The sequence below is a fragment of the Collinsella sp. CLA-AA-H167 genome, from assembly GCF_040095305.1.
Classification (GTDB): Bacteria; Actinomycetota; Coriobacteriia; order Coriobacteriales; family Coriobacteriaceae; genus Collinsella.
In genome coordinates this window covers 53,676-68,895 of the sequence record NZ_JBBNGA010000006.1, presented here as the reverse complement: position 1 = coordinate 68,895, position 15,220 = coordinate 53,676, and the positions used below count along the sequence as shown (strand labels likewise).

Here is a 15,220-nt window from a genome sequence, read left to right as displayed (position 1 = left end):
AGATGGCATAAAGGTTATCTGCCCTAGACAGATAACCGGATGTCTAAGGGAGTCCACGTGGCACACAACAAACTGGAGGCAAACCTCCAAGACCAGCATGGACAGGGCGGGCATGGAGCCATTCCCCTCTCCGCTGGCATGCTGCTCGTAACGCTCGGCGTCGTCTACGGCGACATCGGCACGAGCCCCATGTACACCATGAAATCAATCGTCGCCAACAACGGCGGCATCGGTACCGTCAGCGAGGACATGATCCTGGGCGCGCTTTCGCTCGTCATCTGGACCATGACGCTCGTAACCACGGTCAAGTACGTGCTAATCGCCATGAGGGCCGACAACCACAACGAGGGCGGTATCTTCGCCCTGTTCAGTCTCGTGCGCAAAGTGGCGCCGTGGCTGATCCTTCCCGCCATGATCGGCGGTGCGGCGCTGCTTGCCGACGGCATCCTCACCCCCGCCGTCACGGTCACCACAGCCATCGAGGGTCTGCGCACCATCGAGTGGGGCCACGCGCTATTGGGCGACGGCCAGACCAACGTCATCATTATTACCATCATCATTATCTGCGGCCTATTTGCCATGCAGCGCGCCGGCACCTCGTCAATCGGCAAGCTCTTCGGCCCGCTCATGACGCTGTGGTTCCTGTTCCTGGCAGGCGCCGGTCTGTTCAACATGCTCGGCAACCTATCCATCTTGCGCGCGCTCAACCCCATCCGCGGCATTATGTTCCTGTTCTCGCCCATCAACCATTCGGGCATTATGGTGCTCGGCTTTGTCTTCTTGTCGACAACCGGTGCCGAGGCACTCTACTCGGACATGGGCCACGTGGGCAAGGCAAACATCTATGCATCCTGGCCATTTGTTAAGGCGGCCCTTATCCTCAACTATCTGGGTCAGGGAGCTTGGCTACTCGCCAATAACTCCAACCCCCAGATGCTCGCGATGGATATCGTCAACCCGGTCTATATGATGCTCCCCGAGCCCCTACGCCCCTTTGCCATCGTGCTTTCGGCCGTGGCGGCCATCATCGCCTCACAGGCGCTCATCACCGGCTCGTTCTCGCTGGTATCCGAGGCAACGCGCCTCAACCTTATGCCGCACCTGCGCATCCACTACCCCAGCGACACCAAGGGCCAGCTCTATATTCCGCTCGTCAATAACATCATGTGGGTCGGCTGCATCTTCATCGTGCTGCTGTTCCAAAACTCCGAGCGCATGGAGAGTGCCTACGGCCTCGCCATTACCGTGACCATGCTTATGACCACCACGCTTTTGACGAGCTATATCGCCGGCATTCTCAAGCACAAGCTGGGCGCCTGCGTCTTCGCCCTGCTCTTCGGCGCCATTGAGCTGTGCTTTTTCGCCTCGTGCCTCACCATGTTCTTTGACGGCGGCTATGTGATGATCTTCTTGACCGCACTGCTGTTTGGCCTTATGTATGTGTGGCGTCGCGGCACCGCCATCGAGCGCACGCAGACGATTCTGCTGCCCGTCTCCAAGTACATCGACCAGCTCAATCGCCTGCGCAATGACGAGACCTATCCCGTGCTCGCCGACAATCTGGTATTTCTCACCAACAGCCCCGACCCGCTCACACTCGACCGCGACGTGCTCTATTCCATCCTGGACAAGCACCCCAAGCGCGCCAAGGCATATTGGTTCATCAACGTGCACGTTACCGACGAACCCTATACGCACGAGTATTCCGTCGAGACCTTTGGCACGGACTTTTTGTTCCGCGTGCGCCTGGACCTGGGCTTTAAGGTCAACCAGCGCGTCAACGCCTATCTGCGTCAGATCGTCGGCGACTTGATGGCATCGGGCGAGCTGCCGCCGCAACATCACACCTACTCCATCTACGAGACGCGCGGCAACGTAGGTGACTTCCGCTTTTGCATGCTGCGCAAGATGCTTGCCCCCGAAACGGACATCAACCGCAATGACCACCGCGTGATGGCCATCAAGTACGCCGTCCGCCGCGCCTGCGGAAGCCCGGCACGCTGGTACGGTCTCGAGAACTCGGCCATCATCATTGAGTACGTACCGCTCTTTGCCCGCATGCGCCCGGCCGTCAAACTTGTGCGCACCCAGGTGCCGCTCGAGGTTCAGATCGAAGAGGCCGAGGAAATGGAGGTCGACATCTTCTCGGACGACTTGGTCAACGGCAACGAGGCCGGCAAGAGCATGAACGTCGATCCCACCGAGCTGCTCGAGAGCGTCGCCGATACGCCCGAACAGCAACTCGACGGACTCGAGAGCACCCAGTTCAACGACGCCAACTTCTAACACGCCACCAGCCATTGACGACAACGGCCTCGCATCTCATAAGAGGTGCGAGGCCGTTTTATGTCGCAACGGACCAGTGAGCTACGAACGGCGCGGCTCGGGAACCACGAGCCTATCGGGGCTCGCGCCCTCGGCATCCATCAGGCTCACGTAGCGAATCGACGGATCCCCATACATCGCGTAGTAATAATTGCCCGTGCGCGCGCTAAAGCATCCGGTGTAGATAGTCTTCTCGAACTTGCCATCGCCCATCCTGGACGCACCCTCGATCATCACCACGCCCTCGAGTGAACGGAACATGCGGACGACGTTTTCGGTCTCGCTCTCCTTTTGCGGGTAATTGGCATTGAGGTACGCCGCCTTTACAAAACGGCTCGGCGAATAGCAATCGCCCGGAATGCCGCGCATGCCGGCACCGGCTCCATAGGGCTTAAGCTCGGCGCCACGCCATGTCGCCGTCTGCGGAAAATCGCTTGTGGCGGTGATATAGGTGCGCAGGTTTTCCATGTGCCACGGGAAGGTCGGCTGGTTGGCAAGGGTGTCGACCGGATCGTCGTATACATGCAGGCCGTCAGCCATCATCTCGACCACGATGCTGCGCTGGCTGTCGCCGATAATCCAATGGAGCAGCGACACGCCCAGCCCCTCTCCGGCAGATTTGGCGACAATCACCGTGTCGCGCAGCGCGGCTTCGACCTCATCGACCGTCGAGAACGTCGCTGCCACCCACAGGGGAAACTCATAGGCCGCGATATTGGTCTTGCCGTCGACAGGGCCCTCGGCATACTCGGCATAGCCGGGAAAGTTGAGCCCCGCCACAGCCAGACCCGCATCGTTACCACAGTCGAAAAACATGGGATAGTTCTTGTAATCGATGCACATGCCGATTACCGCGTGTGCCGCCGACGCATCGTCGATAAACGAATACGGAATGTGGAACCCGCGCGGCATCACGCGAACCTGTTGGCCGTAGTCAAAGCTCCAGTCGAGGTTGCGGCCCAGATACATGTGGCCAGAATTATCGGTAAATCGAATGCTCGTGCACATAGCGCCTCCTAGCTTTACGGTCCTGCTAAGGTTATTGTCACCAAACAAAAAGGCGCTAAACACAAAAGCCCGGACATGACAACAATGTCACGCCCGGACCAAAAGAGACGAAGTGCGGTGCTTTGGTCCCCTTAGACCAACTTTCCAAGACAGTGGTCGATCATATGCTGGACCATCTGCGCCTCGAAGCCCACAAAGTCCTGCTTGCGCTCGCGCATCTTGCCATCGACGATCTGGTCAAAGGCAACCTTGCACTTGATATAGCGCGTGGACTTGGTGACCTCCTCGTGCGTCAGGCAGCTCTCCTCCATCTTGCTGGCGCCCAGGCCAAACACCAGACGGGGGTTGTAGAGCACGTGGGGCTCGCCGGCATCGTCCAGGTAGACGCAGACCTTCTTGGTAACGCCAATCTGATTGGCGGCCAAGCAGCCGGCATCATCGAGCGACTTGATGGTATCAATCAGATCCTGAGCGACCGATTCGTCCTCGACAGTCGCAACCTCGCAACGCTGAGACAGGATAGCCTCGTCGCGGCAGAGCTCTTTAATCATACGTTCCTCCATAGGGGTCGTTGTAACCGCTTAAGTATACGGTACCTACACAATTTCATGCGATAAATACCGTCCGTCTGTTACAAAGCGCCGAACATCAACATGCGAGGAACAGCAAGGTTGTAAAGACGATATAGTAAGTGAGTTCGTGTCAATCGGCCTAAACTCGGGGCTGAACAAGGAAAGGGTATGCATGGACGAACTTTTTCACGTCAGTGAGCGCAAGTCCACAATCGGGACCGAACTTCGCGCTGGACTGACAACATTCCTGGCGATGGCCTACATCATCGCCGTCAACCCCGCAGTGCTCTCGGGCGCTGGCATTGATGCGGGAGCGCTCGCCTGCGCCACCTGCCTGGGCGCCGGCATCATGACCATCTGCATGGGCATCTTCGCCAACCGCCCGCTCGCCTGCGCGTCGGGTCTGGGCATCAACGCCATGATCGCGGGCATCGCCACCACCATGTGCGGCGGCGACTGGCACGTGGCCATGAGCGTTATCTTCCTCGAGGGTATCGTCATCTTGCTGCTCGTCCTGTGCGGCCTGCGCGAGGCCATCATGGACGCCATCCCCGTGGTCCTGCGCCACGCCATCTCGGTGGGTCTGGGCCTGTTTATCGCCATGATCGGCCTGTGCGACGCCGGCATCATCACCGCTGGCGCCGGTACGCTCGTCGGCCTGGGCGACATCGCCTCCCCCACCTTTATCGTCGGCATCATCTCCATCGTCGTGACGGTTGCCCTGGCTTCCCGCAACGTGCCGGGCTCGCTGCTCATCGGCATCATCGTCGCCGTTATCGCCGGAATCCCGCTGGGCGTCACCCATGCGCCCGAGGGCCTCATCGCACCGCTCGACTTCTCGACCTTCGGCGCCCCGTTTGCCAGCACTGCCGACGGCAACCTTGCCATCGTGAAGGTCCTGACCGACCCGATGCTGCTCGTCGTTGCCTTCTCGCTGCTCATGAGCGACTTCTTCGACACCATGGGCACCGCGATGGCCGTCGCCAAGCAGGGCGAGTTCTTGACCGAGGGCGGCAATGTCGAGGACATCCGTCCCATCCTGGTCGTCGACTCCGTGGCCGCTGCTGCCGGTGGCTTTATGGGCGTCTCCTCCATCACCACCTTCGTCGAGTCCACCTCTGGCGCTGCCGACGGTGGCCGCACGGGCCTCACCTCCGTCACCACCGGCGTGCTGTTCATTCTCGCCGCGTTCTTCTCCCCCATCGTCACCATCGTTTCCAGCGCCGCCACCTGCGGTGCTCTGGTCTACGTCGGCTACCTCATGATGAGCGAGGCCTCCGAGATCGACTGGTCCGACGTGTCGCAGGGCTTCCCGGCGTTCATGATTGTCGCCGGCGTGCCCTTCACCTACTCCATCTCTGCCGGCATTGGTCTGGGCTTTATCGCCTACGTGGTCGTCGCGCTCTTTAAGGGCGAGGCATCCAAGATCAAGCCGCTCATGTGGATCGCAGCCCTCGCCTTCCTCGTCTACTTCTTTGTAGCGTAGGCGCAAGATTCGCAATACCAAACAGCAAAGCGCGGAGTCGCATCGAGCGGCTCCGCGCTTTGCTTTTAAAACCAGGCACCACACGGACGCGCGATGTATTGCTTCGCAAGTTTTGGACGTTTTGCTCTCCAAACGGCACTACCGACGGCTACATCCTGCAGATATGCTGGATATAACCGCATAGGCCCTATGAGGATGGGAGTAACCATGGCCGCCTTGTTCACGACCCCCAAGCGCAATGACAAAACCTCTGGAGCCCATTTTGTCGAGCCCGACCTGCGCCGTCGCACGCTGCTCGCACACGGCAGCTGGCGCCGCGTGACGCGCCGCATCGTTGTAGGCGCCGTATGCGCGCTTACGGTAAGCTCGCTGCTCATGCCGAGCATCTCGCTCGCAGCCGAGTGGGTGGACGTTGGCAGCGTCCGCCACGAAGCGGCCGCGGGCCCCACGGGAGACGCCGCCGGTACCTGGTCATGGGATGGCGCCGATGACATGAAGCTCAACGGCTATAACGGCGGCGCGATCGAGGCAGCAGGCAAGCTCAACGTGAGCTACGAGGGCAACAACACCGTCACTAACGACGACGGCCGCGGCATCAAGGTTAAGGATGGCGCGAACGAGAACGCCGAGCTTAATATTCAGGGCGACGCGTCCAGCACGCTCAACGTGACATCTTCTCGTGACGCCATCACTTCCGTCGGCAACATCAACATCGACGGCGCTGGCACTGTCAACGCCACGAGCACCGAGCACGATGCCATCGATGCCGGGGGCGATGTCACCATCAAGGGCTCGGGAAACGTTAACGCCATGGGCGATTCGGATGGCATCAGGGCCGACGGCAACATCACGATCGACAACAGCGGAACCGTCACCGCCAAGGCCACCGAGGATCAGGGTATCGATGCTAACGAGAACCTCATCATAAAGGGCGACGGCAAGGTAGAGGCAAGCTCTATCGAGGACAATGCGATTTGGGCCGACGGCAGTATCGAGATCTCGGGTGGCAGCCAGGTCAAGGCAAGCTCCGAGGAAGACGCCGCCATCGACGGTAAAAACAGCCTCACGGTCACGAACGCTTCCCTCAACGCAAGTGGCGTTGGGTATGGCATCTATGTCTACAAGGGCATCACGCTCGATGGCGCGACCGTGACGGTCCGCGCAAGCTCAGATGGCGGGGAAGTCAGCGCACTCTTCACCGATGAGGACGACATCGTCATCAAGAACGGCTCGACTGTGGATGCGCTCGCAGAAGGCAGGTTCTCGGTTGCAATCTCCACCAGTAATTTCTACTCCGGCGAAGCGGGTGGCCATATCTACATCAGCGACTCCGTTGTCAAGGCCATAGCCCGCTATGCCGAGACCGGCGGCGACGGCCCCGACCACTACAGTGGAGACCAAAACGACGAAATCATCCCTGAGTCCGAGGGCCTGAACATCGGCATCTTCGCGCAGACCAGCGAGGGCATCACGCCCGCGACCATCTCGATCGTCCGCAGCAGGGTCACGGCCAAGGGAGACACGGCGGCAATCTTCGCCCTTGCCATGAGCGCGGACGGCAAGGCGATCGGCACCATCGAAATCGAAGGAGCCACCATCCAGACGCCTGAAGGCGGCAAGGTCATTGACTATCGCAACAAGGAAGAACTCAGCGACGGCATCGTCTACGAGGCGGGTCAAACCATCGGCACGGGCGACGCCGTGATCGACTCCCCCTACAACGAAGCAGTCGCCAAGCACACGCTCATCGCGCCTCCCGAGGAGACCAAACCCGAGGAAAAGCCCGGCGAGACCAAGCCGGGTTCCAAGTCCGAGGGCACGAAGACGACCAAGACCGTTGCAGTTGCAACCACGGGAGCCAAGACCACCGGCAAGCTCGCAGCAACCGGCGACGCCTCGAGCGCAGCCATCGTGGCAGCCGCCCTTGCGGGAACAGCCGCCATCGCCGCGGGCGCCGTGGTGAGCCGCAAGCGCTCGTAAACACTTTTTCGCACGGGACGGGTGGATCGCGGCCCTTGCCTTCCTCGTCTACTTCTTCGTAGCGTAAGGGCAAGGCTGCAAAAGCTGAACAATAAAGCGCGGAGTCGCCATGCGGCCCCGCGTTTTTCTTTTAGCGCCGGTCCCTGCGCCGGCGTGCGGCCTATTTCTCCCCCCATTTTGGCCATTTTGCCCTCCAAACGGCACTACCGCCGGCAACATCCAGCAGATACGCTGAATCTAGTCGTATAGGCCCTATGAGAACGGGAGCAACCATGGCAGCCTTGTTCACGACCCCCAAACGCAATGACACTACCGCCGGAACCCATGTTGCCGAACCCGACGTTCGCCGTCGCATAGGACTCGCGCACGGCAGCTGGCGCCGCGTGACGCGCCGCATCGTCGCGGGCGCCGTGTGCGCGCTCACGGTGAGCTCGCTGCTCATGCCGAGCGTCTCGCTCGCAGCGGAATGGGTCAAGGTCGGCGGCAACAAGTACAACACCGCGGCGAGCGACGAGGCCGGTACCTGGTCGTGGGACGGCGCCGACGACTTGAAGCTCAACAACTATAACGGCGGCGAGATCCAGGCCGCAGGCAAGCTCAACGTGAATTACTCGGGAACCAACATCGTCACTGCCGAATGGATCGAAAGCATCAACGTTTCTCATGGCACTAACGAGAATGCCGAGCTCAATATCCAAGGCAACGAGGGCGGCACGCTCAGCGTGACATCTACTGAGGACGCTATCCTCTCCACGGGTAATATCAACATCGACGGAGCCGGATCCGTCAACGCCACGAGCACTGGGTTTGATGCCATCAATGCCGGAGGTGATCTCGCTATCAAAGGTTCGGGCAACGTCAACGCCACGGGTGCATCGGATGGCATCAGGGCAAACGGCAATATCACGATTGACGACAGCGGAGCCGTCACCGCCAGGGCTACCAAGGACAAGGGTATTGGAGCCGACAAGAACCTCACCATCAAGGGTGACGGGACGGTCGAGGCAAGCTCAGCCGATGGTGAGGCCCTTTGGAGCGGCGGCAATATCAACATCTCGGACGGCAGCCAGGTCAAGGCAAACGCCGAGGGATATCTTGCCGTCGACACTGAGGGCAGTCTCGCGGTCACGAACGCCTCCCTTGACGCAAGCGGTGTTGAATATGGCGTCTATGCCCACAAGGGCGTTACGCTCGATCACGCGACCGTGACGGTCCGTACCAGCGCGAACGGCGGCCAGGCCATCGCCCTCATCACTGACGGGGGCGACATCGACATCAAGAACGGCTCCACCGTGGACGCGTTTGCGGAAGGCGAGGTTTCGGCTGCATTCTCCACCAGAAACGATCGACCCAACGAGAAGGGCGGCAACATCTACATCAGCGACTCCGTTGTCAAGGCCATAGCCCGCTATGTCGAGAACGGCGACGGCCCCACCCCCTACAGCGAAAACCAAGATGGCGAGACGAGCCCCGAGCCCCAAGGCGAGAACATCGGCATCATCGCCCAGACCAGCGAGGGCGTCACACCCGCAGTCATCTCGATCATCCGCAGCAAGGTAACGGCCGAAGGAAATACAGCGGCAATCTTTGCCCGTGCCATGAGCGCTGACGGCAAGACAATCGGCACCATCAAGATTGAGAACGCCGCCATCCAGACGCCCGAAGGCGGCAAGGTCATTGACTATCGCAAGCTCCGTGACGGCATCTACGAGGCAGGCCAAGCCATCGGCACGGGCGACGCCACGGTCGACTCCCTCTATATCAAAGCAGTCGCCAAAAGTACGACCATCGCACCTCCCGAGGTAGCCAAGCCGGAAGACCCCAAGCCCGACGAGACCAAGCCCGCAGAAAGCAAGCCCGCGGAGTCCAAGCAGAACCCCAAGCCTGAGGGCTCAAAGCCGACCAAGGCCGTTGCGGCTTCAACCACGAAAGCCAAGACTACCGGCGTGCTCGCGGCAACCGGCGACACCTCGGGTGCGGCCATCGTGGCAACCGTCCTTGCGGGAACAGCCGCTATCGCCGCAGGCACCATGGCGAGCCGTAAGCGTTCTTAGACGCCTCTGCGCACATGGCAGCTCCCGCGAAGGCCCCGAGCCCCAGCACCGTTTAACAACGCCACCGCCGAGCTCCCCTCCGGCGGTGGCGTTTTCCATATGCGTCCGCAGGGGATGCACGAGATTGTCTTTGGTCTAGCCCAACCGGCATACGCTGGCATGCGACAATTGGGGCTGCCGATATCACAACACTGAGAGAAGCCCGTCATGGAAGCGCATCAAAAGCAGATAACCGTTTATTCGAATCATACGGAAAGCGCGCCTGTCATCTACCTTCCTGTGGTCGTGGGCGACGGCAGCGAGGTTTATAAGTGTTGCCGAGAGCTCGACTGTCCGCCATTCGCCCTCGTCACCATTGGCGGGCTCGATTGGAATCGCGAGCTGAGCCCCTGGGCATGCGACGGGACCGTACGCGATGCCGAGCCTTTCGGCGGCCAAGCTGCCGATTTTCTTGATGAGCTGCTGAATCAGATAATCCCCCAGGTCGAGTCGTCGCTTCCTCAGCCGCCCACCTGGCGCGGCATTGCCGGTTACTCGCTCGCGGGCCTCTTCGCACTCTGGTCCCTCTGGCAAACCGACGCCTTTGACCGCGCCGCGAGCGCATCGGGGTCGCTATGGTTTCCCGACTTTGTCGACCGTGCCAGCACGGCCCCTTTTGCCGGCAGCCCGCAAGCCGTCTACCTGTCACTCGGCAAAAAGGAAACCAAGACGCCCAACCGCATGATGCGGCATGTACTCGACGACACACGCGCGATGGAAGCGTTGCTCGTCGAGCGCGGCATTCCAACAACGCTGGAGCTCAACCCCGGCAATCACTTTGCCCAAACCGACTTGCGCATGGCCCGCGGCATCCACTGGATACTGACGCATTAAAAATGGTGCCCACGCGCATATACGCATGGGCACCATATCTTGTTTTATCTGAACGCAGCTGCTACTTAGCAGCCTCCTCAAGATCGGAGACATCAAACTCAAAGTCGTTACCCGGCAGGATGGCGTTGAGCACGATGCCCACCAGCGAGCCCACGGCAAGGCCGGAAAGCGAAATCGTCACGCCGCCCAGCTCCAGCACGATGGCACCGGCGGTGCTGTACGCAATGCCGAGCGAAAGCACGAGCACCAGGGCTGCCACCAGCACGTTACGGTTGTTCTGGAAATCGACCTGGTTCTCGATGAGGTTGCGAACGCCCACGGCGCTGATCATGCCATAGAGCACGAGCGACACACCGCCGATTACACACGCCGGCATGGCGGCGATCACGGCAGCGAACTTGGGGCAGAACGAAAGCACGATGGCGCAGCACGCGGCAATGCGAATCACGCGCGGGTCGAACACGCGCGTCAGAGCGAGCACGCCGGTGTTCTCGCCATACGTGGTGTTGGCCGGAGCGCCAAAGAGCGAAGCCAGGATCGTGGCGAGACCATCGCCGAGCAGCGTGCGATGCAGGCCGGGATCGGCAATGTAGTTACGCTCGCAGGTGGAGCCAATAGCGGAGATATCACCGATATGCTCGATCATGGTTGCAAAGGCCAACGGCATGATGGTGATGATGGCCGTCGTGGCAAGACCGCTATCGAACTGCGGCCCAAAGAGTGCAAACACGGTGTTGTCCCACACGATGGGCAGACCGACCCACGAAGCGGCGGCAACGCCCGAGAAATCAACCTCGCCGAGCGCAGCCGCAACGGCATAGCTCACCACAACGCCCAGCAAGATCGGCACGATCTTAACCATGCCACGGCCCCAGATGTTGCAGATGACGATCACTGCCACGGCGACAACGGCAACAAGCCAGTTGGTCTGGCAGTTGGCAATAGCGGAGCTTGCCAGGATCAGACCGATCGAAATGACGATGGGGCCAGTCACCACCGGCGGGAAGAAGCGCATGACGCGCTTGGCGCCAAACGCGCGGAAGAGTGCCGCAAGCACCGGATAGAGCAGGCCGGCACAAGCTACGCCCAGGCAGGCGTAGGGCAAAAGCTCGGCCTCGCCGTTGGGTGCGATTGCGGCATAACCGGCAATAAAGGCAAACGATGAGCCCAAAAATGCCGGTACCTTACCGCGCGACAGGGAGTGGAACAGCAGCGTGCCCAAGCCGGCAAACAAAAGCGTTGCCGATACCGAGAGGCCGGTGAGCACGGGCACCAGTACCGTGGCGCCAAACATGGCAAACAGGTGCTGCAGGCCGAGCAGGAACATGCGCGGGCGGCCGAGCGACGATGCATCGTAGATGGCATCGGTGACGGCGGGCGTCGAGGATTGGGACATGGATGTCCTTTCGAATGGAAGGGCGATCGGGCATATCGGATAACCTGCCCGAACGATACGATCCGAAACATTGTACGCGATACGCCATGTCTCGCACGCGCCGTCACCTGCGAACGTTACCGCTATTTCCAAACGCGCTCGGCAATGCGCTTGACCAGCGCGATCTTTGCCCATTGCTCGTCCTCGGTCAGCTTGTTGCCAATCTCGCAGCTGGCAAAGCCGCACTGAGGCGACAGGTACAGGTTCTCGAGCGGAACATACTTTGCAGCCTCGTGAATACGCTCGACGATGGCATCCTCGTCCTCAAGCTCAGCGGCCTTGGTGGTCACTAGGCCCAACACGACCTTCTTGCCGGGGGCAACGTACTTGAGCGGCTCAAAGCCACCGGCACGCGGCGTATCGAACTCAAGGTAAAACGCATCGACGTTCTCGTGTGCGAACAGGTACGGCGCGATGGGGTCATAGCCGCCCTCGAAGGCATAGGTGGAGTGGTAATTACCACGGCACACATGCGTGTTGATGACCAGGTCGTCGGGCTTGCCCTCGATGGCGGCGTTGTTGAGCGCCACGCCCAGCTCGGACACCTTTTGCAGGTCGACCGGGCTCATACCAGTCTTTGCCACAAAGTCGGTATCGCAATAGATGCCCCAGGTGCAGTCATCAAATTGAATGTTGCGGCAGCCTGCGGCATACAGGTCGGCAATCACGGTGCGGTATGCCGCCGCGATGGCGTCGGCGAGCTCTTCGTCGGTCTTATAGACAGCGCGCAGGCTCTCCTGCTGGCCATCGCAGCGGTCGAGCGTGACTTCGGAGAACGTCTGGATCGGCGCCGGAATAGTTTGCCGCGCGACCTGGCCCTCCCCCTCGAGCGCCTTGACAAATTTGAAGTGCTCGACGAACGGATGGTTCTCGCCGCTAATGGGACCGGTTACCACGGCGGTGTCGGCGGTGGTCTCCTCATCGTGGAACATATAGCCCGTACGCGAGGTGCGACGCTCGACGCCGTTCAGCCCCCACATAAAATCGAGGTGCCAGTAGCTGCGGCGGAACTCGCCATCGGTGATGACCTGCAGGCCGGCGGCCTTTTGCTTGTCCACCAGGTCGCGAATAGCCTCTTCCTCGACGGCCTTAAGCCCCTCGGCATCAAGCGTGCCTGCCGCATAGGCAGCGCGGGCATCCTTTACGGCCTGCGGACGAAGAAAGCTGCCGACGATATCAGCGCGAAACGGCGCGTTCGGTTGAATTGAAGTGCTCATAGATATCTCCCTTTGTATTGGTTGCTTTACTGGGACAGAGTATGAGCGCTCATATGGCCATCGTAAAATATACGTTTATAACAGTTTGATATAGATAATTCCTATATCAGTCTGGACTGCCATAAAGAAATTTGACCCGCGCGGAGCACAGCAGCCTAGATATGCTGACGGATCGCGTCGATATAGGCTTGGCCGTAGCGCGTGAGCGTCGTATTTTTGCGCGTGATGATGCCGATCTCCATGTACTCGTCCACATCGAGCGGAATCGAGATGATGCCGGGGCCGTTGAGCTCGTGACTAATCACGCCCGAACACACCGTGTAGCCGTTGAGTCCCATGGCCAGGTTGAACAGCGTCGCACGGTCGCGCACGCGGATATTCTTGCGGCGCTCAAACGTCGAGGTCAGCTCCTCGGAATAATAAAACGAGTTGTAGCTGCCCTGCTCGTAGGATAAAAACGGATAGTCCTCGAGATCCTCGAGTGTCACGCTGGAACTGTCCGCCAGCGGATGGTCGGCACACACAAAGACGTGCGGCGTGGCGCAGAAAAGCCCTTCGAACACGAGCTCGTTGGCCGCCAGCATGCGCTCGATAACCTCGCGATTATGCTCGGACAAGTACAAGATGCCTAGTTCGCTTTTCATATGCGCGACGTCCTCGATAATCTCGTGAGTCTGTTCCTCGCGCAGGGTAAAGTCATAGCGCGCGGCATCGAACTCACGAATCACATCGACAAACGCATTAACGGCAAAGGAATAATGCTGACAGCTCACACTAAAATGCGGCACCTGCTCGGATGCGCCCTTGTACTTGCCCTCGAGCAGATCGGCCTGGTCGAGCACCTGGCGCGCGTAGCCCAAGAAGGTCTCGCCCTCCTCGGACACAATGACACCCTTGTTGGTGCGCTCAAAGATATGCACACCCATCTCGTTTTCGAGATCGCGGATCGACGCGGTAATCGAGGGCTGCGACACAAAGAGCCGGCGCGAGGCCTCGGTGATGCTGCCGCATTCGGCAACTTTGACGACATACCTGAGCTGCTGGAGCTTCATAGCGCCCTCCCTAGACGTTCGTGACGTCGAAACCCGTCGCATCCATCTGACGCATAAACGGCGGCATCTCCCCCGTCGCGGCGCAGGCGGCAATCTGATGTAGAGCCCCGGCAACCGCATCGTCTGCCGCAGCGCCGATATGCCAGCGCGCGGCAGCCGTGACAGCCTCGTTGGCATTGGCGACTGCAACGGAGTTGGGAACGGCATCGATCATGGGCAGATCGTTATCGGAATCGCCAAATACGGCCACCTCATCGGGCGTCAGGCCCAAAGCGCGCGCCAGCTCCAGCGCAGCGCAGCCCTTGTCCCAACCAGCCGGAAGGATGTCAAACAGGCGCACTCGGTTGTTGGGAAACACAAGCGAGAGTTCCGGCACCTCAGCGGCAACGCGCTCACGTAGCTCCGCGAGCTCCTCACGCGAGCGGGCGCTCCAGATATTTGCCTTGAACACCGGCGCGTCGTCGACAACAGGACGGCACGGAGCCTCTTCGCCTTTGAGCCATGCGTTGCCGCCCGACTCCATGGCGCGATGCACGCGCTCGGGGTCGCTCGTCACGCAATAGGCATCGTTATCCCAAAAGTCGTCACCCAGGCTGTAGACCTTTAGATAGGTATCGTCGGTCTCTTGCTCGAGGTAATCGGCCAGACGCATCAGGGCATCGTTGTCGGTCGCGCGCGAAGCGACCGCCTGACCGTCGACAAACATGACCTGGCCGTTGCAGAACGCACCGGTCGAAAAGCACTCGGAACGATTTTTGAACATCCAGCCCATCGCGGACGGTTGGCGACCCGAAACCGGGCCAAAGTGCAGACCAGCCGCCTGCATGGCATGAATACCCTCAATGGCGTAGTCGCTGGCACCGTCATGCCCGGCTGGAATCAGCGTATCGTCCATATCGGTCAGCACAAGTTTGATCATAGAGTCCCCCAGTCATTTTCACCGTAACCATTGTAACGACCTACCAATAAGGGACAGGTTTATTTTGGCAGGTTTTATCTGGGAAAATGCAGCGCCCCTGTTGCCACCTGCCAAAATAAATCTGTCCCTTTTTGGCAGGTGCGTTAGTATAGGGAGCAACAGATTCGATGCGGGAGTGCCGGCGGTGCAAACCACAAGGCTGAGAGGGCATAGGGCCCAATCCTTTGAACCTGTCAGTTAATGCTGGCGTAGGGAGCATGCCGCCTTTACAGGGGCGCTGTCTATGCACAGCGCCCCTT

Annotated in this window: 11 protein-coding genes and 1 riboswitch; of the genes, 5 read left to right on the top strand and 6 right to left on the bottom strand. The window is 60.0% G+C overall.

Annotation, left to right across the window (positions count from 1 at the left end; translation table 11 throughout):
• Nucleotides 1–39 precede the first annotated feature (39 nt).
• Nucleotides 40–2,286 (top strand): KUP/HAK/KT family potassium transporter, encoded by a 2,247-nt coding sequence (locus AAAT03_RS05400; protein WP_349102784.1) that lies wholly within the window; start codon nt 40–42, stop codon nt 2,284–2,286.
• A gap of 81 nt (nt 2,287–2,367) precedes the next feature.
• Here AAAT03_RS05400 and bsh read toward each other — a convergent pair whose 3' ends face one another.
• Entirely contained in the window at nt 2,368–3,333 is a 966-nt protein-coding gene (bsh, locus tag AAAT03_RS05395) for a choloylglycine hydrolase (protein ID WP_089573355.1), read from the bottom strand.
• Between the two features lie 131 nt (nt 3,334–3,464).
• Complete coding sequence (locus AAAT03_RS05390; protein ID WP_260699036.1) at nt 3,465–3,884, bottom strand: peptide deformylase; 420 nt, start codon at nt 3,882–3,884, stop codon at nt 3,465–3,467.
• 193 nt (nt 3,885–4,077) lie between these two features.
• Here AAAT03_RS05390 and AAAT03_RS05385 point away from each other — a divergent pair, with 193 nt between their 5' ends.
• The 4 genes from AAAT03_RS05385 (at nt 4,078) to AAAT03_RS05370 (ending at nt 10,298) form a co-directional block, all read left to right on the top strand.
• Nucleotides 4,078–5,391: an NCS2 family permease gene (locus AAAT03_RS05385; RefSeq protein WP_349102783.1), complete on the top strand. Its 1,314-nt coding sequence runs from the start codon at nt 4,078–4,080 to the stop codon at nt 5,389–5,391.
• Nucleotides 5,392–5,598: 207 nt separating this feature from the next.
• Nucleotides 5,599–7,371, top strand: coding sequence for a hypothetical protein (locus tag AAAT03_RS05380; protein WP_349102782.1), 1,773 nt, complete (start codon nt 5,599–5,601; stop codon nt 7,369–7,371).
• Between the two features lie 272 nt (nt 7,372–7,643).
• Nucleotides 7,644–9,425 carry a hypothetical protein gene (locus tag AAAT03_RS05375; RefSeq protein WP_349102781.1) on the top strand — a complete coding sequence of 594 codons (1,782 nt, stop codon included), beginning with the start codon at nt 7,644–7,646 and terminating at the stop codon, nt 9,423–9,425.
• A 207-nt stretch (nt 9,426–9,632) separates the two neighbouring features.
• Nucleotides 9,633–10,298, top strand: coding sequence for an alpha/beta hydrolase-fold protein (locus AAAT03_RS05370; protein WP_117716506.1), 666 nt, complete (start codon nt 9,633–9,635; stop codon nt 10,296–10,298).
• Nucleotides 10,299–10,359: 61 nt separating this feature from the next.
• On the opposite strand, the gene AAAT03_RS05365 is transcribed toward AAAT03_RS05370, so the two are convergent.
• From AAAT03_RS05365 to AAAT03_RS05350, 4 genes are all read right to left on the bottom strand, one after another.
• Nucleotides 10,360–11,694 carry a uracil-xanthine permease family protein gene (locus AAAT03_RS05365; protein WP_349102780.1) on the bottom strand — a complete coding sequence of 445 codons (1,335 nt, stop codon included), beginning with the start codon at nt 11,692–11,694 and terminating at the stop codon, nt 10,360–10,362.
• Between the two features lie 122 nt (nt 11,695–11,816).
• Entirely contained in the window at nt 11,817–12,950 is a 1,134-nt protein-coding gene (locus AAAT03_RS05360; RefSeq protein WP_349102779.1) for a 5-methyltetrahydropteroyltriglutamate--homocysteine S-methyltransferase, read from the bottom strand.
• Nucleotides 12,951–13,105: 155 nt separating this feature from the next.
• The gene (locus AAAT03_RS05355) at nt 13,106–14,002 is read right to left on the bottom strand and encodes a LysR family transcriptional regulator (protein ID WP_349102778.1); all 897 of its coding nucleotides are present in this window, start codon (nt 14,000–14,002) and stop codon (nt 13,106–13,108) included.
• A gap of 10 nt (nt 14,003–14,012) precedes the next feature.
• On the bottom strand, nt 14,013–14,921 hold the full coding sequence (locus tag AAAT03_RS05350) for an HAD family hydrolase (protein WP_349102777.1): 909 nt from the start codon (nt 14,919–14,921) through the stop codon (nt 14,013–14,015).
• Between the two features lie 161 nt (nt 14,922–15,082).
• A riboswitch (TPP riboswitch) is annotated at nt 15,083–15,193 on the top strand.
• Nucleotides 15,194–15,220: the final 27 nt, after the last annotated feature.